Below are 20,145 nucleotides of genomic sequence, written 5' to 3' on the forward strand. Positions count from 1 at the left end.
AACCCCCGCCGACGGCACTCCACCCTCGGCTACCTGTCCCCGCACGAGTACGAAGCCCTTCACACCGCCGCCATCACCGCGGCATGATCACCACACCGAAACTGTCCGGGAAACCGGGTCAGGCTCCACACCGCCGCCATCACCGCGGCATGATCACCACACCGAAACTGTCCGGGAAACCGGGTCAGGCTCCGACCCACAGTGGGCGGAGTGGGGCCGGCCCACAGTGGGCGGAGTGGGGCCGACCCACAGTGGGCGGAGTGGGGCCGCCCCACAGTGGGCGGTGTGCAGCGGGTTGGCTCACCAGGCACCGACGAATCCCTGACGCAGCAGTTCGCGACCCTGCGCCCCACGGACCGGGACTGTTACGGCAGCTTCACCCAGGTGCCCTCGGAGACGACCTCGACGGCGTCGCCCACGACCGTGATGGCCGTCTGGTCGTCGATGACGTAGGCAGGGCCGTCGATCGCGGCGGCCCACTGCTCGGCGTCGGCCATCGTGTTCGTCGGGAAGACGTCGAGGTGCGGGAAGAGCGAGAAGTCGACGAGCCCCAGCGTCCGGTCGTCGGGGGCGTCCGCCCACGCCACGAACTCTGAGCCGATGCGCGGGGTCAGCACCATGCTGCCGGCGCTCACACCGACCCAGACCGTGTCCGTCAGCGAGGGCAGCAGGTCGGCGAGCCCGGACGTGCGCATCCAGTGGGCCAGGTACGTCGCGTCGCCGCCGTCGACGAGCAGGACGTCCGCCTCCCGCACCCACGGCACCCAGCGGTCCTCCCCGATGCTCGGCAGCGCGGTCAGCTCGAGGACGCCCACCGAGGCCCAGCCCAGCGCGGTGAGACCCACCCCGTGGCGCTCGCCCGCGACGAACCCCCCGACCGAGGCGGGCCCGCACATCGGGTGACCCCACTGCGCCGTGGGGACGGCCAGCGCGGTGCACTCGTCGATCGGCTTGCCCAGCAGCCCGACCAGCGCGTCGCGGATGCTCTGGTTCGTGACGCCTCCGGAGGTGAGGAGCAGCTTCACGGGGTCTCCCGTCGGGTGGTCGGTCGGGGTGGGTCGGTGTGCAGACCGGTACCGGTCGCCGGACTCATCGGCGTCGGCGCGGGCTGCGTCACATGCGCTCCTTGACGCCCCGGCGGACCAGCCACCAGTTCATCGGGTACGCCGTGGCGAAGCCGGCGAGCATCGCCAGCTGCATCGCGCACCAGAAGACCGGCGAGGACGCCTCGGGCCGCGCGCCGAGCAGCGGCTGGAAGACCCCGAACACGAGCAGCGCCATCATCCCGTACATGCCCACCTGCCACGCGGTGAGCGAGAGCGCGTCGGCCTTGAGCGCGGCGAGCAGCCCGCGGCCGGGGGAGAGGTCGCGCATCGGCACGATCGCGAAGTACTGGAACGCGATCCCGATGGCGAAGGCAGCGACGAAGTCGAGCCCCCAGACGGCGAACATCCGGTCGGGGAGGAGGCCGGGGTACCCGAACGGGACGAGCACGGACGGCACGAGGAACGCGGTCGTCTCCGCGACCACGTCGCCCAGGGTGCAGCCGGCGCCGCAGTGCAGCGCCCCCTTGCCGACGGAGACCGCCATCGTCGGGTCGTCGTCGACCCCGGCACGCCCGTGGCGGAGGTAGAACCAGAGCGCGGCGACGCTGCCGAACAGCGCCGTCACCGGCCAGACCACCGCCATCACGCCCATGCGGGGCGGCCGGCGGACGACGTCGACGGCGATCCACACGCCGCAGGCCAGCGCCAGGACGAGGGAGGCGAGGGAGACGGCGGTCAGCCAGGTGGGCACGGGGCTCCTCGAGGTGCGTACGGTGGGACGGCGACCCAACCGTGATACCCCCGCCACCGGGCGTCGGAACGGTTGCGTGACATCCCGAGCGCGTTCGTCACGCAACCGCAAAGAAGCCGTCCGGTCGCTCGCAGCATCCCGCTGCCACTGTGGAGCAGTCAGACCGACCCGCCCACACGGAGCGGGTCCGAGCGAGACAGGGAGTTGACATGACCACCGGTTCCATCGTCCTCGAGACCAGCGACACCATCGACGAGCGCACGTCGCACGCCCTCGCCGCTGCCCAGCTCAAGGGGGAGTCGCGCGCCAAGGGACGTCGGCCGCGCCAGGTGGTCGAGTCCATCGCCCGCGAGATCCGGGGGATCGGGCTGCATCCGAACCTCACCGAGCTCTCGCGGCGCTACCAGGCGGGCGCTCCGCGCCTGCCTGGCTGGATCTCCGACGCGCCGGCCACCCGGGAGGCCTGAGGGAGCGCGCGGGATCCGGGCAGGGGACGGCCCGGGGTCGGACGGTGGAGGCTCAGCCGCTCGGCCCCGGGCCGTCAGCGTGTCGTCGCGGAGGTGACCGAGCGGTAGTCCTCGGCCGTCAGGGGGCGGTCGACGAGCGCGCCGCCGGGGACCGGTGCGGCGAGGGGCTGCCCACCGGAGGTCAGCGTCACCTCGTCCACGCCGGGCACCGAGGTCACCGTCAGCACGAGCTGGCCCACCGCCAGGGTGAGCCGGCCGGCGCCCGGCGGCAGGTCCTGTGCACGGATGTCGACCACCGCCCTGCGCCCGGACAGCGCGACGAGGGAGACGGGCACGTCGGGTCCCAGGGCGGAGGAGCGGCCGGCTGCCCGGTCGTCCTCGGTCGGGCCCGCGGCCAGGTGGGCCAGCGTGTGCCGCACGGTGTCCGCGGTGGACGAACCCGGCGGCACCGGTGCGGTCGGGACCAGGGCGTCGCCCCGCACGAGGAAGGCGCGCCCCCCGCCACGGCCCTCGGACGTGGGCGACGGCTCCGGCGCCTGGGAGGGCGCGAGCAGGTCGTAGGGCACGCTCTCGAGGGTGGTCGCCGGCGAGCTGCGCGGCGCGCCGCACCCGGCCAGCAGGACGGCAGCGGTGAGGAGGAGCGCCGCGCGACGCCGGCCCGTCATGCCCCGGCCCCCGACGACGGCGCGAGCGGGAGGCCGAGCACGAAGGTGGCGCCGCCGCCCGGCGTCTCCTCGCAGCGGACCCAGCCCTCGTGCGCCCGGGCGATCTCCGCGACGAGGCTGAGCCCGAGCCCCGAGCCGGGTGCCGACCCCCGCGACCCGACGCGCGCGAAGCGCTCGAACACCCGCTCGCGCTCCGACGGCGGCACGCCGGGCCCCCTGTCGACGACGCGCACGAGGACCGAGGTGTCCTCGCGGCGCAGCTCCAGCCGCTCGGCGCCGCCGCCGTGCAGGTCGGCGTTGTCGAGGAGGTTGACGACGGCGCGGTGGAGCTGGGCCTTGCTGCCGAGGACCGTGCCGAGCCCTGCGGCGGCGTCCACCGGCACGTCGGCCCGGGCGGTCTCCGCGAGGGTGTGGCGCACCAGCTCCTCGAGGTCGACCGGCTCGGGTTGCCGCTCGAGCACCCCCGCGTCGAGCCGTCCCAGCTCTAGCAGGTGCTCGAGGGAGCGGTGCAGCCGGCGCACCTCGCGGCGGACGAGCTGCGTGGCGGCCCGCCGGCGCTCGGCGTCCCCCTCGGGCGCGGCGTCGAGGACGTCGATGCTCGTCACGAGCGTCGTGACCGGAGAACGGAGCTCGTGCGCGACGTCGGCGGCGAACCGGGCGTCGCGCTGCATGCGCTCGTCGAGCGCCTCGACCATCGTGTTGAACGACCCGACGATGACGGCGAGGTCCGGGTCCGACGTGCGGGGCAGGCGCGTCGTCATCCGACCGGCGGCGATGGCGGCCGCGGCGGACGCCACGTCGCGCAGCGGGGCGACCACACGGCGGGACGCGGCGCCACCGAGCAGCGCCCCGACCGCCGCCGTCAAGAGGGCGAAGGACCCGAGGACGACGGCGAGCGTGCGCAGGGTCGACTCGAGCTCGGTCGTGGGGGAGAGCTCGTAGAACTGCACGCCGACGGCCGGGACGGGGACCCCGACCGCCACGGCGGGCTCTCCGCGCACCACGGTCCAGGCGCGGGCGGCCGTGCCGTCGGCGACGAGCCCGCGCACGCGGTCCGGCACGTCGTCGGCGCCGCTGTCGAGCGAGGAGGTGAACCACTGCCCGCCGCGGTTGACGACGACGACGGCCCCCGGGGGTGGCGAGGTCTCGTCGAGCACGTCGCTCACCGAGGCCCCCGCGGTCAGCAGGCCCTCGCGCACGAGCGAGGCGTCGACGAAGGCCTGCCGGGCGGCCGTCGCCTCCCGCTGGCCGACGAGGTAGTGCCGGGCCGTCAGGTAGGTGCCGGCGGCGAGCAGCGCGGACACCGTGAGGGCGAGCAGGGCGAAGGACGCCGCGGAGGTGGCGCGGATGCCGAGGACGGGCAGCGCCGGCCTCACCGAGGGTCCAGCCGGTACCCCAGCCCGCGCACCGTGACGAGGAGGGTCGGCTCCGAGGGGTCGGCCTCGATCTTCGTGCGCAGGCGCCGGACGTGGACGTCGACGATCCGCTCGTCGCCGAAGTAGCCGCGGTCCCAGACCCGGTCGAGGAGGACCTGCCGGCTGAGGACGCGCCCGGCGGACTCGGCGAGCTCGCGCAGCAGGTGGTACTCCGTCACCGTCACGTGGACCTCGTCGTCACCGCGACGGACGCGGCCCGCGAGGGTGTCGAGGACGAGCGGTCCGTGGGCGGCGTCGAGGACCACGACACCGCCGGACGGGGAGGCGGGGGCCGGCGTCGCCATCGGGGGCCGTCGCCGCAGGGCCCGCAGCCGCGCCCCGACCTCCTTGATCTCGAAGGGCTTGGTCACGTAGTCGTCGGCGCCGGCCTCGAGGGCCGCGACGATGTCGTGCGTGTCGGCCTTGGCACTGATGACGATGATCGGCACGTCCGAGCGCCGGCGGATCTCGCGGACGAAGCCGAAGCCGTCCATCCCGCCGAGCATGAGGTCGACGAGGAAGACGTCGACGTCGGCGAGCGAGGGCTCCTGGAGGGCGTCCTCGGCGCTGGCGTGGGCGACGACGGTGTAGCCCTCGTCCTCGAGGGCCATCGACAGCGACGTGCGGATGCCGTCGTCGTCGTCGAGCACCAGGAGCCTCACGGACATCCCGGCAGTCTGCCAGCCCGCGGCGCCCGGACCGCCTCGTGCGCGCGCTCGGCGGCCGGTCGTCACACGACTGCAAAGAAGCGGGCCGCTCCGTCGTCATCCCGCGCTGGGAGCCTCGCGGGATGACCACGACGAGCGCCGAGACGCTGACCGTCCACCTCGACGGATCGCCGGCGGGGGGTGACCTGCGGCGGGTGCGCGCCGCGCTCGCCCGGGGGCTGCGGACGGGCAGGCCGGTCCGGGTCGACCTCTCGGGCGTCGGGCGGCTCACCTCCGAGACGGTCGCGACCATCCTCTGGGCGCGCCGCAGCTGCGCCGGGCGCAACGTCACCTTCTCGGTCGTCGGGGACCACGGGCCGACCCGCCGCGTGCTGCGCGGTTGCGGGGTCGTCGAGGACGCGGACGCGTGCTGAGCCACGTCGTCGGACCGGCGCTCGTGCACCGGCACGCGGCCTGCGGCTGGACCGTCACGACGGTCGAGTACCCGGGCGGGGTGGCCGAGATCCGGCCCCGCACCCGGCTGACGCAGGTCGTCGTCAGCGACCGGACGGAGGGCGGCGCCGGTCTGGCCGGCGGGTGCTACGCCGCGGCTGCCTGCACGCACGACGGCGAGCTCGTCGTCGCCGTGCGGGCCGCGCCGCCGGCGATCGTCGTCACGCCCGGCGGCTGCCGCACGACGCCGGCGGACGGGCGGCCCCAGGACAGCCGGTTCCCCGGCGCCGGGGAGCGCCTCATCCTCCTGTCGGCCGACGCGCTCGAGGCCGCTCCGGACCTGCTGGCCGAGGGCGTGCGGTCCGGTGGCGGTGGGCTCGCGTCGGAGGACCCCGAGGCGCTGCTCCTCGCGCTCGTCGGGGCCGGAGGGCGCGGCGCCGGGGCCGTCATCGACACGACGGCCGATGCCCTCGACCGCTGACCCGCCTGCGGCTCAGAGGAGCTCGACGCGGTCGGCCTGCGGCCCGCGGTCGCTCTGCCGCACCTGGAAGCGCACGCGGTCGCCCTGGTACAGAGCCTCGGCACCGCGGATGACGGAGACGTGGACGAAGAGGTCGGGGCCTCCCGCGTCCGGGGCGATGAAGCCGAAGCCGCGCTCGTCGTCGTACCGGGCGACGACGCCCGTGCCGCCGCGCGCCGGCGGGGCCGAGGACTCCCTGCGGTCGGACCGTCCGCGGTCGGACCCTCCGCGGTCGTAGCGCCCCCGAGCGGACGGTGCGGGCGCGCTCCGGCGAGCCGGGCGGCCGGCGAGGCGCACGTCGCGGGCCTGCGGCCCCTTCTCGCCCATGACGACGTCGTAGGTGACGCGGTCGCCCTCCTCGAGCTCCTGGAGGCCGTCGGCCAGCTCACGGACGTGGACGAACGCGTCCGGCCCACCGTCCTCCGGCGTGATGAACCCGAACCCCTTGTCCCAGTCGTACCAGGACACCGTGCCGTCGGCCCCGTCCGACGCCGGGCCGGACCCGGCGGCCTGCGCGGCGAGGGGGAGGAGGTGGTCGGCCTGCGGACCCTTCGGCCCGTCGACGACGAGGAAGGCCACGCGCTGCCCCTCGGAGACGACGCCGCCGCCGACGACGGCGGAGGCATGGAGAAAGACCTCGGCGTCGCCCTCGTCCGGGGTGACGAAGCCGTAGCCCTTGGTGGGCTCGTACCACGCGACCGTGCCGAGCACGCCGAGCGTCGACTCGTCGCGCTCGGCGACGACGCGCACGCGCCGGGCGATCGGGCCTCGGTCGCCCTCCCCGACCTCGAGCTCGACCACCTGGCCCTCCCGCAGCACCCGCGTCCCGTCACCCCCGACGACGTCGGACGCGTGGACGTAGAGGTCCTCGGCGTCCTCGCCCAGGGCGATGAAGCCGAAGCCCCGGTCGGCGTCGAACCAGCGGACGGTTCCTTCGGTCACGATGACTCCTCGGCGAAGCGTGGTCGGTGCGCACCCATTGTCGCCGACGCGCGGGGTGCGCACGTCCGCCGGCCCCGCCGGACCCGGCCGGTCAGCCGACCGCAGCGCCCCCGTCCGCCGCGGGGGCGTCCGGCACGGCGAGGGTGCCGCGCTCCTCACGGGCCCGGGCCGCGGCCATGACGGTCGCGGGGTCGGCGCCGAAGGTGTCCACGCCGGCGGCGTAGGTCAGCAGGAGGCGGTCGAGGTCGGCCATCGGGGCGGTGAGCTTGAGCTCGAGGGAGTCGGGGAGCGTGCCGGCGAGGCGGGCCAGCACCCGGGTGTCCGGCCGCGTCCCTCCCGCCTCGAGGGAGTCCAGCCCGACGTGCGAGACGACGGCGACGACGTCGTCGACCCGGTCCTCCGTGAGCCCGACGAGGTGGAGCCGCAGGTCCGCCGTGGCGGCACGGGTGAGGTCACGCAGCGTCTCGAGCCGGGACACGACGGTCCGCAGGTGCCGACGGTCGAGGTCGTCGAGCGAGGCGGTCACCCGCACCTGGTCGGCGCCGTCGGCGACGGCGTCCTCGGCCTGCGCGAGGAGCAGCTGGAAAGAGCACCAGTCGCGCAGCGGCTCCGTGGACTCCAGGTGGGCGGTGACCCGCTGGGCCTCCGGGAGGAAGGACCGTACCGCCGCGACCCGCTCGGGCACGCAGGTTACGCCGCGCAGGCCGTACGCGGCGGCCCTGCGCGAGCTGCGCTCCACGTCGAGGAGCGAGCACCAGTCGGGTGAGGTGTCCTCCTCGAGCAGCGCCGCCACCGCGCCCGCCGTGAGCGGGCGTCCGTGGCGGTCGTGTCGGGTCGCCGGGAGGGTGTGACCGGGCATCATGACGCTCCTCAGGCCGGGACGACGGCGCGACGGGCACGGACCTCGCGCAGCGTGTCGATGGTGTGGGCGACCGCCTCGGCGGCCTCGGCGTCGGAGGCGCCGAGGACCTCGGCCGCGGTGTCCTCGGCGGTCGGCAGGACGACGAGGACGGGGACGCCCGCCAGGCGGGGCGCCGCGAGGCAGGAGCGGAGCAGCCCGCTGCGGTCGTGGGCGGCCAGCGGCGCGTCCACGACGACGAGGTGGAAGTCGTGGTGGTCGACGACGGCCGACACCCTCGCGGCCCGGGTGACGGTGCGACACAGCAGGCCCCGGTCGGTGTAGCGCTGGCGCAGCTCCTCGGCGCGGTCGGCGGTGTCGGCGAGGACGAGGGCCCGGCGCGACCCGGCGAGGAGGTCGGCCACCGAGGGCTCCTCCGGCTCGGTCGCGCGGCCGGGCCCCTCGGGGGAGCGGACACCGTCCGGGCCGGCGACGAGCACGAGGGGGACGTCCGCCAGGTGGCGGTCGGCCTGCATCCGCTCGACGAGGTCCCAGCGGGGCTCGCCCGGGACGCGGTCGCCGGCCACGACGGCGGTGGGACGGCGGGCGGCCGCCGCGGCGGCGACGGTCGCGGGGCCGGAGCGGCTCACGACGTCCGCGGGAGCGGCGCCGAGCAGGCCCGCGACCCGGTCGGCGGCGGCGCCGTCGGTGTCGACGACGACGACGCCGGCCGTCGACGGCGGTGCGTCGTCGGAGGCCGGCACGGGCAGCGGCAGCTCGAGCGTGAGGGTGGTCCCGGCGTCCGGCCGCGAGGTGGCCGCGACCCGGCCCCCGTGGGCCTCGACGATCGCCCGGCTGATGCTCAGGCCGAGGTTGGCCCCGTCGCCGCCGCGGCCGGATGCCGGGCCCGACGTGCCCGTCGAGCGGTCGAAGAGGGTCGCGAGCGCGGCGGTGGACACGAGCGGCCCGAGGTCGGTGACGGCGACGACCACCGTCGCGTCCCGCACCTCGGCGGTCACGCGCACGGAGCCGTCGACCGGGCTGTGCCGCACGGCGCTCCCGAGGACGTTGACGAGCGCCTGGACGAGCCGGTCGGCGTCGGCCATGAGGTGCGTGGGTCCGGCCGAGGTCACCCGGACCCGGACGTTGCGGCTGTCGGCCTGTGGCTCGACCTCGTCGACGGCGGCGCGGACCACCTCGTCGAGGTCGACGGGGACGAGGTCGAGGGTGAGGCCGTCGGAGCCGGTGCGGGCGCGCTCGAGGTCGAGGACGCCGTTGACGGTCCGGACGAGGCGCTCGGTGCCGCTGAGGGCGACGCTGGCCATCCGGTGGACCGCCGGGCTCGCCGGTCCGGCGGCGCCCCCGGTGATGAGCCCGAGCGCGCCACGGATGGAGGTGAGCGGCGTCCGCATCTCGTGGCTGACGACCGAGAGGAACTGGGCCCGCAGCAGCTCGGCGTGCCGCTCCTCGGTCACGTCCTGGAGCGTGCCGCGCAGGACCCCGCCCGGCGCGTCGACGCGTGCGCGCACGCGCACCTCGAGGAGGTCGCCGCGCGGCGCGGAGACCCGGCAGGTGAAGTCGACCGGTTCACCGGTCTCGGTGCTGCGGCGCAGCTCGGGCACGGCGAGGCGGTCGCGGTCGTCCGGGTGCACCGCCTTCATCACCTGCTGCGTCGTGAGAGGGCCTGTGGTGGAACGGATCCCGAGGATCCGTCGGAACTCGGCGCTGACGGTGACGTCACCGGACGTCGGGTCCCAGGACCACGAACCGACGTGCGAGAGCGACTGCGCGGCCTCCATCTCGACGGCGGCGGCGCGGGCGGCGACGGCGGCGGACCGGAGGCGTCCCGCCTCACGGTCGACGTCGCGCAGCAGCGACCGGCAGGCCAGGAGCGCGACCACGGCCCCGGCGGCCGAGGCGACGACGGCGACGAGGGCGAGCACGACCCACCCGCCCGAGCCGGTGTCGACGGCCCCGAGCAGGGCGAGGACGGCCCCGAGGGAGAGGACGGACGCCGCGAGGGCGACGCCGAGCGAGCGGGTCAGGCGTCGACGGCCCCGGGCCGCCCACGCCTGCGGTGGGTGCCCGAGCTCGTCCGGCGACGTCGTGGAGGGTGCGGTGCTCATGCGCGGACCAGCACCTCGCGGAGGCGGTCGGGCAGCGTCATCGGGTCGAAGGGCTTCTCGAGGACCGCGAGGACGGAGGTGCCGTCGATGCCGTCCCGCACGGCCTCGCCCTTGGCCGTGAGCACGACGACGGGGAGCGCCGAGGCACCGGGCAGGCCGTTGATGGCCCGCGCCGTCTCGGCGCCGTCCATCCCCGGCATCATCATGTCGAGCAGCACCAGGTCGGGCAGCCGGTGGCGGCAGGCCTCGACGGCGTGGGTCCCGTCGACGGCCGTCTCGACGGTGAACCCTCCGACGGCGCGCAGGCTCAGCGACGCGACCTCGAGGACCAGCTCGTCGTCGTCGACGACCAGCACGTGCCAGGGGGAGTCCGTTCCCTCTGAGATGTTCATGGCGGCAGTGTGAAGGACCGGTCAAGGCCGTGTCTGCGGAAACTCTGGGGGACAGCCGTTCGGCCAGTGTCTGCGTACGCGAGGCATCAGGAGGCGGGGGCGCGACCTACGCTGCCGCCTGACCGGCGAGGTGGTCGTCCGGTGTCAGGAGGGGCCTCGATGCCAACGGAGACGGCGGTCCGCGCGCCGGCGGTCGACCGCGTCCCCGCGCGGCGGGTCATGACCTACCGGTCGGTCCCGGGCGCCCGTGGGCAGTTCGTGTCGGTGGGCGGTGGCGTCCGCGAGATGTTCGGGCTCGACCGCGACGAGCTGCTCGCCGACGTCGACTTCTGGGAGTCGCGCCTTCACCCGGCGGACCGCGACGCGGCGCTGCTGCGGGAGGAGTCGGGGCTCGAGCTCGGGGTCCTCGTCTCGGAGTACCGCTTCGTGCGCCACGACGGCCGGCTCGTGTGGGTCCTCGACGAGGCGACCGTCGTCGAGGACCCCGTCCACGGCCCCGTGTTCGACGGCGTCTTCGTCGACGTGACCTCGTTGCGGCGCTCTGAGCTCAAGGTGGCGGCGCACGGCCGGCTGGTCGATCTCACCAGCGCCGGGAGCACCCTGGGGGAGGCCCTCGAGCCGCTCGTGCACACCGCGATGGAGCTGTGCGCGGCCGAGCGCTGCGAGGTCTCCTTCCCCGACGGGCTGCACGTCTCGGTCACGGCGGCGGCCTTCGACGCGGGGGCGGCGGCGCCGGAGGACGTGCACCGGACCGGGTCGCGCGGAGAGTCGGTGCGGCTCGTGGCGATGCCCTCGCCCGAGACCGACGACACGCTGGAGTGGCTCGAGCTGATGACCCTGCGGGCCCAGCGGATGCTCGAGGACCGCGCCCGGTCGCTCGAGTCCGCGGCCCTGCTCAGCGCCACGCTCGAGTCGACGGTCGACGGCATCCTCGTCGTCGACCGGCACGGCCGGCTCGCGGGGTGGAACGAGAAGTGGGCCACGATGTGGCGGGTCCCGCCGGCGCTGCTCGCGGCCGGCGACGACAAGGCGGTCCTCGAGGCGGTCGTGGCCCAGGTCGCCGACCCGGTGGCGTTCATGGCACGCATCGAGTACCTCTACTCCGCGACCGAGGAGACCAGCTTCGACGAGATCCTCTTCGAGGACGGCCGTGTCTTCCAGCGCTACTCGCGGCCCCAGTCCGTCGACGGGGAGGTCGTCGGGCGGGTCTGGAGCTTCCGGGACATCACCGACGGGCGCGCACTGCAGGAGGCGCTCTCGTCGCAGCAGCAGCGCTTCCGGATGCTCGTCGAGCAGGTCAAGGACCACGCGATCGTCCACCTCGACGAGGACGGCGTCGTCACGTCGTGGAACGCGGGGGCCACGGAGGTGTTCGGCTACGAGGCGGACGAGGTGGTGGGCCGGCACGTGGGCGTCCTGCACCCGGGGGAGGGGGCGGCGACCTCCGAGGAGCTCCTGCGCCGTGCCCGGGTCGAGGGGGTCTCGCGCGACGAGGGCTGGCGCGTGCGCCAGGGTGGCGACCTCGTGTGGATGAGCTCGACCGTCACCGCCCTGCGCGACGCACGGGGCGAGCTGCAGGGCTACGCCAAGGTCGCCCAGGACCTGACGGACCGGCGCGCCGCGGCCGAGGCCCTGCGCGCGCAGCGACAGGTCCTCGAGCTGCTCGGCACGGTCGCCTCGGCGGCGAACTCCGCACCCGACGTCGGGTCCGCCGTGCACCAGACCCTCCGGGCCCTGCTCGACCTCGGCGGCTGGGACCTCGCGCACGCCTGCCTCGCACCGGACGGCACACCGTCCGGCGACGCCCCGACGGACGGACGTCCCTGCGGCGCGGACCCGACGCACCTGTGGCTTGCCGTCGACGGGCTGTGCACCGAGGGCCTGCGGCGCGAGGTCGAGGCCGCCGGGGTCGTCTCGCTCCCGGTCGTCGCCGAGGCGATGCGGCGCAGCGGACCCGCCTGGGACGCCGTCGACGCCTCGGACGGCTCGGCGTCCGCGCAGGCCGTCCGTGCCCTCGGGCTGCGCACGGCCATGGCGCTGCCGATCACGGTCAGGGACCGGACCGTCGGTGTGGTGCAGGTGTTCTCGCGCGAGGAGACCGAGGTCGACGACGGCCTGCTCGACGTGATGGCGCAGGTCGGCGTGCAGCTGGGGCGGAGCGTCGAGAGGCACCACGCCGAGGCCGAGCTCGCGGCGCGGGCGGCGGACCTGCGCGACCTCAGCGACCGCCTGTCGACGGTTCTCGACTCGGTCGAGGAGGGCATCTTCGGCGTGGACGACCGGGGCGTCGTCACCTTCGTCAACCGCGCCGGTGCGGACCTGCTGGGGCTCCCGCGGGAGGCGGTGCTCGGCAGCCGCGACACCGACGTGCTGCAGCGTCCGACGGTTCCCGACGGGGCCACGTCCGACCCGCGGCTGCCGACGCGCTCCCGCCACGTCCGGCCCGACGGCACCTCCTTCGCGGCCGAGTGGATCGTCTCACCCATGCAGACCGGCCCCGGCGCGGTCGTCATCCTGCGCGACGTCGAGGCCGCCCGCGCGGTCGAGCGGATGAAGGACCAGTTCATGGCGATGGCCAGCCACGAGCTGCGCACGCCGCTCACGTCGTTGCGCGGGGCGCTCGGCCTGCTCGGTGGCGGCGCGGTCGGTGAGCTGCCGGCGCCCGCCTCCCGGCTCGTCGACGTCGCGACCGCCAGCACGGACCGCCTGGTCCGGCTCGTCGGGGACATCCTCGACACCGAGCGCCTGCGCACCGGGCGGGTCGTGCTGCGCCATCGGGACGCGGTCGTCGAGGACCTCGTCGCGTCGGCGGTCGACGACTCCTCGGCCGCGCGCGGGGCGACCGAGGTGGTCGTGCACGGCGGTGCCGAGCCGACCCCGGTGCACGTCGACCCCGACCGCGTCGTGCAGGTCGTCACCAACCTGCTCGTCAACGCCGCGAAGTTCTCCCCGGCCGGGGCACCGGTCACGGTGCGGGTCTCGCACGACGAGCGGTGGGTGCGGGTCGAGGTGCAGGACGAGGGCCCGGGCATCCCGGCGGGCATGGAGGAGCGGATCTTCGAGCCGTTCGTCCAGGCCGACGCCAGCGACACCCGCGCGCACAACGGGTCGGGCCTCGGGCTGGCCATCGCCCGCGACATCGCCCGCCTCCACGGCGGCGACCTGACGGGCCGCACGCGCGCCGAGGGCGGTGCCTGCTTCACCTTCACGCTGCCCCTGCCGGGGACGGGTCGCGCCGCCGGCTGAGGGCGACGACGAGGGTCCGCGGGGCCTTGAGCGCATCTTGAGCCGATCTTTCTGCGGACGGCGCCGACGCGGCCGATGGGAGTGCTGACGTCCACCGGCGCCCGCCGGTGGTGACCGTCCGAGGGATGGATCCCGGGGGCGGTGCTCCCGCGACGTCGGGTGCTCCGCCGTGCTCGTCGGTGACGAGGTGTGGGGTCCTGCCGCGCGCGGTCGACCGAGCACCCGACACCGACCGCCGGTGTCACCGAGCCACCAGGCACCGACGGAAGGCCCCCCATGTCCCACAGCGCTCCCGAGCCCGAGCCCCGACACCGGAGGCGTCGCGCCCTGCACCCCCTCGTCCTGCCCGCCGCCGCCGGCCTCGTCGCGGCGAGCGTCCTCTCGCTCTCGACGACCGACGCGCTCTCGGCGTTCACCGCCCAGATCACCGACAGCGTGTCGACCGCCGGGGCCGGCACGCTGCAGATGACCGAGACGCAGTCGGTCGGTGGCACGACCACCACGTGCACGAGCACGGACGGCGGCTCCGTCGCGACGAACTCGGCGACGTGCTCCACGATCAACTCCTACGGCGGTACGACCACCCTCGTCCCGGGTGAGAGCTCGACGAGCTCGGTCACGCTGTCCAACACCGGGACCCACGCCGCCACGAGCTTCACCCTCGAGCCGGGGGCCTGCAGCCAGTCCGGCGCCGTCACCGGGAGCGCGACGGACCTGTGCAACAAGCTCCTGCTGTCGGTCGACAAGACCGTCGGCGGCACGACGACCAACCTCGTCAACCAGGTCAGCCTCGACGCCTTCCGGACGGCGTACCGCACCGGTGGCACGTCCGGGCCGCTCTCCCTCGGGTCGGTCGCGGCCGGCGACTCGCGCACCTTCACCTTCACCGTGACCCTGCCCGCCGGGACCGGCAACACCTACCAGGGCCTCACCGCCACCCAGGGCCTGACATGGCTCTTCACCGCCGGGTCCTGACGAGCCACCGCCGTGCCGCTGGGCTGGTGACGGGCGCGGCGGCGGCGCTCGCGCTCGTCCTCGTCGTCGCCGTCCCCCTCCTCGGCGGGGTCCGCCTCTTCGTCGTCTCCTCGCCGTCGATGGGCACCGCCGCCCCCGTGGGGACGCTCGTCGTCACCCGTCCGGCGAGCACGACGACGGTGCAGCGGGGGGAGGTCGTGGCCTACTCACCGCTCGACGGGTCCGGCCTCACCGTCGTCCACCGGGTGGTCGCGACCGAGCCGTCCTCGACGGGCCCGACCCTCGTCACCCGGGGGGACCTCAACGGCAGCGACGACCCCCACCCGGTCACGGACGAGCGGCTCGTCGGGCGTGCCGTCGCCCTCCTGCCCGGGTGGGGCTACGCCGTCCGCGCGGTCCCGCTGCTCGGCCTGGGCGGTGTCCTCGTCGTCCTCCTCACCCGGCTCTGGCTGCGGCCCGAGGTCCGTGGCCCCGTGCGACTGGTCGCCTGGTCGCTGCTCTACGCGGTGACCGTCCTCCGCCTGCGTCCTTTCGTGGGGGTCACCGAGGTCGCGGTCAGCACCTCGCCCGACGGGTCGCGGGTCTCCTTCGTCTCGACCGGGATGCTGCCCGTCACCGTCACCGAGCAGCTGGGCCACGCGGTGTCCGGGCCGAGCCACCTCTCCTACGGCGAGCGGGGCGAGCTGGCCGTCCACGTCGCCGCCGCCGGCGACCGGCTGCGGCTGCACGTGCGCCCCGACCTGTCCTTGACCGCATGGCTCGTCCTCTGGGGGCTCTGTCTGCTCCCCGTCGTGTGGACGCTCGTCCTCGAGCACCGTCGGACCCGGCGTCCTCGGCCGTCCCGGACGCCCGGCGTGCTCGTCGCGCGGCCGGTGGCCGGATGAGCGCGCGGTGGACCCGGCGTCGGGGGGCCGTCAGCGCCGGGGCGACCGCTGTCGCTGCGGTCCTCGGCGCGCTCGCCTGGGTCGCCGTACCGCCGGCCTCGGGAGCCTTCACCTCGACCGTGGCGCACACCGCGACGGTGGCGACGAACCCGAGCTTCACCTGCCAGGCGGCGGCGACGTCCGGGCGCTCCGGTGCGGGGGCGCTCATCACGTATCCCCTGTCGGAGGCGTCCGGGATGACGGTGAACGACACCTCGGGCTCCGTCGGGTCTCCTCGCAACGGCGCCTACTCGGCCTTCGGTGTCACGTACCGCTCGGCGGGTCCCTGCGCCCGGGACGGAGGGTTCGCGATCCGGCTCGACGGGAGCAGCGGATCGCTCACCGGACCCTGGACCCTCCTCGCCTCCTCGTCCCGCTGGTCGCAGGAGGTCTGGTTCCAGGGGACGCGCCCCGGTGGCGACCTGCTCGGCTTCGCCTCGATGCTCATGGGCGACAGCGGCACCATGGTCGACCGTCGGCTGTACCTCAGCACCTCGGGGAACCTCGTCGCGGGGGTCCTCGCCGGCGGCACCACCGTGAGGACCGTCACCAGCCCGCGGACGTACACCGACGGGGTGTGGCACCACGTCGTCGTCACGCAGGCCACGGCCGCCGACGCCCAACCGGGGTTGCGGCTGTACGTCGACGGTGTGCTCGTCGCCTCGGACTCGTCCGTCACGACGAGCTCGGACCTGTGGCAGTACTGGCGGATCGGCAACGGGGGGCACGGGGTCATGGCTGCCCGCTGGCCGGGCGAGGCGTCGAGCACGGCCCTCGCGGGCAGTCTGGCCTTCGCGTCCTACTACACGTCCGCCCTCGCACCCACGGACGTGCTGCGGCACTACGCCGCCGGTCGGACCGGACCGCCGACGAGCGGCCGCTGGTCGTTCTCGAGGTCGACGGTCGGCGACAGCACCTCGTACCTGCGGCACTGGGCCTTCCGCCTCTACGTCGACCCCATCTCCATGAGCGACCCCGTCGGCACCTACGACTCGACCTGGACCCTCGAACCGGGGCTCGCGGACCCGCGGTGCGTCTCGTTCCGGTCGACGAACTACCCGGACCGCCTGATCCGGCACACGAGCGAGATGCGGATGGTCATCGAGGTGCCGGACGGGACCGCGGCCTGGAAGCAGTCGGCGACGTTCTGCCCGCACCTCGGCAACAACGGTCAAGGCACCTCGTGGTCGGCCTACGACGCCCCGACCCGGTACTGGCGCTCCTACGGCGACGAGGTGTGGCTGGCCTCGGACGGCGGCCCGAACTGGTTCGACGAGCACACGAACTGGGCCGACGAGACGAGCTGGAACACCCGCCCGCCCGTCGTGCCCTGAGACCTCGGTGCCGCCCCGCGGCGGGGCGGCACCGAGACGTCAGCGGGCGCTGCTGCTCGTGGCCTCAGCGGTAGGCACCGTGTCCGAGGGCACCGCAGCCGAGCGCGGCGTGCCGGCCGAGCGACCGCGCCGGCCGAGCCAGCGCTCCACGCGGCCCGCCAGGACGGTCAGCGCGTAGTTGACGAGCACGAACACCGCCGCCGCGACGATGTAGGCCTGCAGCGTGTTGGCGTACGCGGACCCCAGCGTCTTCGCGGCGGTGAGGAGCTCCGGGTAGAGCACGACGGTGCCGAGCGCGGTGTCCTTGAGGACGACGACGAGCTGACCGACGAGCGCGGGCAGCATCGCGCGCAGCGCCTGCGGCAGCTGGATGCTGCGCAGGGTCTGGCCGGGGGAGAGGCCGATCGAGAGGCCGGCCTCGGCCTGCCCGGCGGGCAGCGAGTGCACGCCCGAGCGCACGAGCTCGGCGATGACCGAGCCGTTGTAGAGCGTCAGCCCGACGACGACCGCCGCCATCGGCGCGTACTGGTTGGGCAGCCACGAGGCGGTCGCGAAGTAGCCGAAGAAGAGGAAGACCATCATGAGGAGGACCGGCACCGACCGGAAGAACTCCACGACGACACCGCTGACCCAGCGCACCGCGCGCACGTGCGAGAGGCGGCCCATCCCGAAGACCAGGCCGTAGACGCCCGCCAGGACGACCGACGCGGCTGCGGCCTTGATGGTCTCCCAGAACCCGGGGAGCAGGTACTCGGTCCAGACGGCGGGGTCCGTGACGAAGGGGGTCCACAGGGCCGGGTCGAGCTGGCCGGCCTCCGACATCTTGCGGTAGACGATCCACGCACCGGCGACGACGAGGAGGACCCCGACGACCGTGAGGACGCTGTGCCGCAACCGGGCCCGCGGGCCGGGGGCGTCGAAGAGGACGCTGTCGCTGCTCATCGCTTGACCGCCAGACGTCGGGAGAGGGAGGTGACCGCGAGGCCGATCGGCAGCGTGAGGATGACGAAGCCGAGGGCGAAGAGGAAGAACGTCGGCAGGCTCGCGCCCTCGTTCTCGGTGATCTGCGCGAGGAGGCCGGCGGCCTCGGCGGTGCCGAGGATGACCGCGGCCACCGTCGTGTTCTTGATGAGCGCGATGAGGGTCGAGCCGAGCGGCGCGATGGCGCCACGGAACGCCTGCGGCAGCAGCACCTCGCGCATCGACTGGCCGAAGGTCAGCCCGATGGAGCGGGCGGCCTCGGCCTGCCCGGCGGGGATGGTGTTGACGCCGCTGCGGATCGCCTCGCAGACGAAGGCCGCGTGGTAGACCGACAGCATGATGACCGCCCACCAGTAGGAGTCGCGGGCCTGGTCCTGGCTCAGCTGCAGCCCGAGGATGATGCTCATCCCGAGGATGCTGAAGACCATGAGCAGCGTCAGCGGCGTGTTGCGCAGGACGTTGACGTAGAACGCCCCGAGGGCCCGCAGGACGCGGACGGGGGAGACGCGGAAGACCGCGAGCACGGTGCCGATGACGAGCGCGCCCAGTGCGGAGAGCACGGAGAGCTGGATCGTCACCCAGAAGGCGCCGAGGATGTCGTAGTTGCCGATGATGTCGCCCATCACCTCACCTTTCGGCCGGGGCGGTGGCCCTCGGGCCCGGCACCGCCCGCCCCGAGGGGCGGGCGGTGCGCGGGTCCGGACGGGCTGCGGTCAGGAGCAGGCGTCCGGGGTGGGCGGGTTGCCCGCCGGCGGCTTGTAGCCCGCCGGGCCCAGGTTCGCGTCGACGATCTTCTGCCAGTCGCCGTCGGTGATCATCTTGGTGATGGCGTCGGTCACCTTCTGGCAGGTGGCGGTGTCGCCCTTCTTGAGGCCGATGCCGTAGTTCTCCTGCGAGAACGGCTGGCCGACGACCTTGAGCTTGCCCTTGTACTGGTCCTGCGCGGCGTAGCCGGCGAGGATCGTGTCGTCGGTGGTCAGCGCGTCGACGCCGCCGGAGACGAGCGCGGTGACGCACTCGGAGTAGGTGCCGAACTCACGGAGGTTGACACCCGCGACCTCGTCCTTGACCTTCTGCGCCGAGGTCGAGCCGGTGACGGAGCACAGCTTCTTGCCGTCGAGGCTGTCGGGGCCGGTGATCGAGGAGTCGTCGGCGCGGACGAGGAGGTCCTGGCCGGCGACGAAGTACGGCCCGGCGAACCCGACCTTCTGCTTGCGCTCGTCGGTGATCGAGTAGGTCGCGACGATCATGTCGACCTGGCCGGTGCTCAGCAGGTTCTCGCGCTGCGCGCTCGGGGCCTGCACCCACTGGATGTCGTCCTCCTCGTGGCCGAGCTGCTTGGCCACGTACTTCGCGACGTCGACGTCCATGCCGGCGTAGTCGCTGCCCTTCTTCAGGCCGAGACCGGGCTGGTCGAACTTGATGCCGATCTTGATGCCGTCGCCGCCGGAGCCCTCCCCGCCGTCGTCGGAGCCACAGGCGCTCGCCGTGAGCGCGAGGACCGCCGCTGCGGCGACGAGTCCGATCCGGGTGCTCTTCATGTCGGTGTTCCTCCTGGTGTTGGTCGACTCGTGGTCGTCGGGTGGCCCGGTCGGCCGCCCCGGTCAGTGGGTCAGGATCTTCCCGAGGAAGTCCTTGGCGCGCTCGCTGCGGGGGTTGGTGAAGAACTCCTCCGGCGTGTTCTCCTCGACAACCTGGCCGTCGGAGAGGAACACGACGCGGTTGGCGGCCTTGCGGGCGAAGCCCATCTCGTGGGTGACGACGATCATCGTCATGCCGCTCTTCGCGAGCTCGACCATGACGTCGAGGACCTCGGTGATCATCTCGGGGTCGAGCGCGGAGGTCGGCTCGTCGAAGAGCATGACCTTCGGGTCCATCGCGAGGGAGCGGGCGATCGCCACGCGCTGCTGCTGGCCACCGGACAGCTGTGCGGGGTACTTCTGCGCCTGGTGCGCGACGCCGACGCGCTCGAGCAGCTCGGTGGCGCGCTTCTCGGCGTCGGCCTTCTTCATCCCGCGGACCTTGATCGGCCCGAGCGTGACGTTCTCGAGGATCGTCTTGTGGGCGAAGAGGTTGAAGGACTGGAAGACCATCCCGACGTCGGCCCGCAACGCGGCGAGCTCCTTGCCCTCCTCGGGCAGGGCCTTGCCGTCGATGGTGATCGAGCCGGACTCGAAGGTCTCGAGGCGGTTGATCGTCCGGCAGAGGGTGGACTTCCCCGACCCGGACGGCCCGATGAGGATGACGACCTCGCCGCGGCCGACCTCGAGGGTGATGTCCTTGAGCACGTGGAGGTCACCGAAGTGCTTGTTGACGTCCTTGAGGACGACCAGGGCTTCGCTCATGCACAGGAAACCTACTGATGCCGGTGCCGTTCGTGGCAAGCCGGGGTCGTCCGATGGGGCGGATGGGGCGCATTGTGAC

Annotated in this window: 20 protein-coding genes; 7 read left to right on the top strand and 13 right to left on the bottom strand. The window is 74.1% G+C overall.

Going from position 1 to position 20,145, the window contains the following annotated elements; all coding sequences use genetic code 11:
- Positions 1–365: 365 nt before the first annotated feature.
- Positions 366–1,025, bottom strand: a complete 660-nt coding sequence (locus KMZ30_RS18080; protein ID WP_215514048.1) for a Type 1 glutamine amidotransferase-like domain-containing protein — start codon at positions 1,023–1,025, stop codon at positions 366–368.
- A gap of 88 nt (positions 1,026–1,113) precedes the next feature.
- The gene (locus KMZ30_RS18085) at positions 1,114–1,797 is read right to left on the bottom strand and encodes a DUF4396 domain-containing protein (RefSeq protein ID WP_215514047.1); all 684 of its coding nucleotides are present in this window, start codon (positions 1,795–1,797) and stop codon (positions 1,114–1,116) included.
- Positions 1,798–2,006: 209 nt separating this feature from the next.
- Between KMZ30_RS18085 and KMZ30_RS18090 the strand changes: the two genes are divergently transcribed.
- Positions 2,007–2,264, top strand: a complete 258-nt coding sequence (locus KMZ30_RS18090) for a hypothetical protein (RefSeq protein ID WP_215514046.1) — start codon at positions 2,007–2,009, stop codon at positions 2,262–2,264.
- Between the two features lie 74 nt (positions 2,265–2,338).
- Here KMZ30_RS18090 and KMZ30_RS18095 read toward each other — a convergent pair whose 3' ends face one another.
- From KMZ30_RS18095 to KMZ30_RS18105, 3 genes are read right to left on the bottom strand one after another with little or no spacing between them, the layout of a single operon-like run.
- Positions 2,339–2,929 carry a GerMN domain-containing protein gene (locus KMZ30_RS18095; RefSeq protein ID WP_215514045.1) on the bottom strand — a complete coding sequence of 197 codons (591 nt, stop codon included), beginning with the start codon at positions 2,927–2,929 and terminating at the stop codon, positions 2,339–2,341.
- Positions 2,926–4,305, bottom strand: coding sequence for a HAMP domain-containing sensor histidine kinase (locus tag KMZ30_RS22485; RefSeq protein WP_215514044.1), 1,380 nt, complete (start codon positions 4,303–4,305; stop codon positions 2,926–2,928). Before KMZ30_RS22485 ends, KMZ30_RS18095 begins: the two co-directional genes overlap by 4 nt.
- Complete coding sequence (locus tag KMZ30_RS18105) at positions 4,302–5,012, bottom strand: response regulator (protein WP_215514043.1); 711 nt, start codon at positions 5,010–5,012, stop codon at positions 4,302–4,304. Before KMZ30_RS18105 ends, KMZ30_RS22485 begins: the two co-directional genes overlap by 4 nt.
- Positions 5,013–5,134: 122 nt before the next feature.
- Here KMZ30_RS18105 and KMZ30_RS18110 point away from each other — a divergent pair, with 122 nt between their 5' ends.
- Both KMZ30_RS18110 and KMZ30_RS18115 read left to right on the top strand, forming a co-directional pair.
- The gene (locus KMZ30_RS18110) at positions 5,135–5,425 is read left to right on the top strand and encodes an STAS domain-containing protein (RefSeq protein ID WP_215514042.1); all 291 of its coding nucleotides are present in this window, start codon (positions 5,135–5,137) and stop codon (positions 5,423–5,425) included.
- Positions 5,419–5,925: a hypothetical protein gene (locus tag KMZ30_RS18115; protein WP_215514041.1), complete on the top strand. Its 507-nt coding sequence runs from the start codon at positions 5,419–5,421 to the stop codon at positions 5,923–5,925. The genes KMZ30_RS18110 and KMZ30_RS18115 overlap by 7 nt, the downstream gene beginning before the upstream one ends.
- A gap of 12 nt (positions 5,926–5,937) precedes the next feature.
- Here the strand turns inward: KMZ30_RS18115 and KMZ30_RS22490 are convergent, their stop codons facing one another.
- The 4 genes from KMZ30_RS22490 to KMZ30_RS18135 form a co-directional block, all read right to left on the bottom strand.
- Positions 5,938–6,906 (bottom strand): cold-shock protein, encoded by a 969-nt coding sequence (locus KMZ30_RS22490; protein ID WP_215514040.1) that lies wholly within the window; start codon positions 6,904–6,906, stop codon positions 5,938–5,940.
- A gap of 91 nt (positions 6,907–6,997) precedes the next feature.
- Positions 6,998–7,765, bottom strand: coding sequence for a hypothetical protein (locus KMZ30_RS18125; RefSeq protein ID WP_215514039.1), 768 nt, complete (start codon positions 7,763–7,765; stop codon positions 6,998–7,000).
- 11 nt (positions 7,766–7,776) lie between these two features.
- The gene (locus KMZ30_RS18130; RefSeq protein ID WP_215514038.1) at positions 7,777–9,870 is read right to left on the bottom strand and encodes a sensor histidine kinase; all 2,094 of its coding nucleotides are present in this window, start codon (positions 9,868–9,870) and stop codon (positions 7,777–7,779) included.
- Entirely contained in the window at positions 9,867–10,262 is a 396-nt protein-coding gene (locus tag KMZ30_RS18135) for a response regulator (protein WP_215514037.1), read from the bottom strand. Before KMZ30_RS18135 ends, KMZ30_RS18130 begins: the two co-directional genes overlap by 4 nt.
- A gap of 159 nt (positions 10,263–10,421) precedes the next feature.
- Between KMZ30_RS18135 and KMZ30_RS18140 the strand changes: the two genes are divergently transcribed.
- The 4 genes from KMZ30_RS18140 (at position 10,422) to KMZ30_RS18155 (ending at position 16,740) form a co-directional block, all read left to right on the top strand.
- On the top strand, positions 10,422–13,508 hold the full coding sequence (locus tag KMZ30_RS18140) for a PAS domain S-box protein (protein WP_215514036.1): 3,087 nt from the start codon (positions 10,422–10,424) through the stop codon (positions 13,506–13,508).
- 276 nt (positions 13,509–13,784) lie between these two features.
- Positions 13,785–14,483 carry a hypothetical protein gene (locus KMZ30_RS18145; RefSeq protein WP_215514035.1) on the top strand — a complete coding sequence of 233 codons (699 nt, stop codon included), beginning with the start codon at positions 13,785–13,787 and terminating at the stop codon, positions 14,481–14,483.
- Positions 14,459–15,367, top strand: a complete 909-nt coding sequence (locus KMZ30_RS18150) for a S26 family signal peptidase (RefSeq protein WP_215514034.1) — start codon at positions 14,459–14,461, stop codon at positions 15,365–15,367. Before KMZ30_RS18145 ends, KMZ30_RS18150 begins: the two co-directional genes overlap by 25 nt.
- Positions 15,364–16,740: an AbfB domain-containing protein gene (locus KMZ30_RS18155; protein WP_215514033.1), complete on the top strand. Its 1,377-nt coding sequence runs from the start codon at positions 15,364–15,366 to the stop codon at positions 16,738–16,740. Before KMZ30_RS18150 ends, KMZ30_RS18155 begins: the two co-directional genes overlap by 4 nt.
- Before the next feature lie 39 nt (positions 16,741–16,779).
- Here the strand turns inward: KMZ30_RS18155 and KMZ30_RS18160 are convergent, their stop codons facing one another.
- The 4 genes from KMZ30_RS18160 to KMZ30_RS18175 form a co-directional block, all read right to left on the bottom strand.
- Positions 16,780–17,682 (bottom strand): amino acid ABC transporter permease, encoded by a 903-nt coding sequence (locus KMZ30_RS18160; RefSeq protein WP_215514032.1) that lies wholly within the window; start codon positions 17,680–17,682, stop codon positions 16,780–16,782.
- Positions 17,679–18,344: an amino acid ABC transporter permease gene (locus KMZ30_RS18165; RefSeq protein WP_215514031.1), complete on the bottom strand. Its 666-nt coding sequence runs from the start codon at positions 18,342–18,344 to the stop codon at positions 17,679–17,681. Before KMZ30_RS18165 ends, KMZ30_RS18160 begins: the two co-directional genes overlap by 4 nt.
- A gap of 90 nt (positions 18,345–18,434) precedes the next feature.
- Positions 18,435–19,262: a glutamate ABC transporter substrate-binding protein gene (locus KMZ30_RS18170; protein WP_215514030.1), complete on the bottom strand. Its 828-nt coding sequence runs from the start codon at positions 19,260–19,262 to the stop codon at positions 18,435–18,437.
- 63 nt (positions 19,263–19,325) lie between these two features.
- Positions 19,326–20,066 (bottom strand): amino acid ABC transporter ATP-binding protein, encoded by a 741-nt coding sequence (locus tag KMZ30_RS18175; RefSeq protein ID WP_308279858.1) that lies wholly within the window; start codon positions 20,064–20,066, stop codon positions 19,326–19,328.
- Positions 20,067–20,145: the final 79 nt, after the last annotated feature.

This window comes from Phycicoccus mangrovi, assembly GCF_018729305.1.
Taxonomy (GTDB): domain Bacteria; phylum Actinomycetota; class Actinomycetes; order Actinomycetales; family Dermatophilaceae; genus Phycicoccus; species Phycicoccus jejuensis.

Coding starts and splice junctions, on each gene's coding strand:
- KMZ30_RS18125 (WP_215514039.1), bottom strand. CDS start 7,765: ATGCCCGGTCACACCCTCCCGGCGACCCGACACGACCGCCACGGACGC.
- KMZ30_RS18145 (WP_215514035.1), top strand. CDS start 13,785: ATGTCCCACAGCGCTCCCGAGCCCGAGCCCCGACACCGGAGGCGTCGC.
- KMZ30_RS18135 (WP_215514037.1), bottom strand. CDS start 10,262: ATGAACATCTCAGAGGGAACGGACTCCCCCTGGCACGTGCTGGTCGTC.
- KMZ30_RS18140 (WP_215514036.1), top strand. CDS start 10,422: ATGCCAACGGAGACGGCGGTCCGCGCGCCGGCGGTCGACCGCGTCCCC.
- KMZ30_RS18090 (WP_215514046.1), top strand. CDS start 2,007: ATGACCACCGGTTCCATCGTCCTCGAGACCAGCGACACCATCGACGAG.
- KMZ30_RS18170 (WP_215514030.1), bottom strand. CDS start 19,262: ATGAAGAGCACCCGGATCGGACTCGTCGCCGCAGCGGCGGTCCTCGCG.
- KMZ30_RS18165 (WP_215514031.1), bottom strand. CDS start 18,344: ATGGGCGACATCATCGGCAACTACGACATCCTCGGCGCCTTCTGGGTG.
- KMZ30_RS18110 (WP_215514042.1), top strand. CDS start 5,135: ATGACCACGACGAGCGCCGAGACGCTGACCGTCCACCTCGACGGATCG.
- KMZ30_RS18160 (WP_215514032.1), bottom strand. CDS start 17,682: ATGAGCAGCGACAGCGTCCTCTTCGACGCCCCCGGCCCGCGGGCCCGG.
- KMZ30_RS18130 (WP_215514038.1), bottom strand. CDS start 9,870: ATGAGCACCGCACCCTCCACGACGTCGCCGGACGAGCTCGGGCACCCA.
- KMZ30_RS18155 (WP_215514033.1), top strand. CDS start 15,364: ATGAGCGCGCGGTGGACCCGGCGTCGGGGGGCCGTCAGCGCCGGGGCG.
- KMZ30_RS18150 (WP_215514034.1), top strand. CDS start 14,459: ATGGCTCTTCACCGCCGGGTCCTGACGAGCCACCGCCGTGCCGCTGGG.
- KMZ30_RS18105 (WP_215514043.1), bottom strand. CDS start 5,012: ATGTCCGTGAGGCTCCTGGTGCTCGACGACGACGACGGCATCCGCACG.
- KMZ30_RS18095 (WP_215514045.1), bottom strand. CDS start 2,929: ATGACGGGCCGGCGTCGCGCGGCGCTCCTCCTCACCGCTGCCGTCCTG.
- KMZ30_RS18175 (WP_308279858.1), bottom strand. CDS start 20,066: ATGAGCGAAGCCCTGGTCGTCCTCAAGGACGTCAACAAGCACTTCGGT.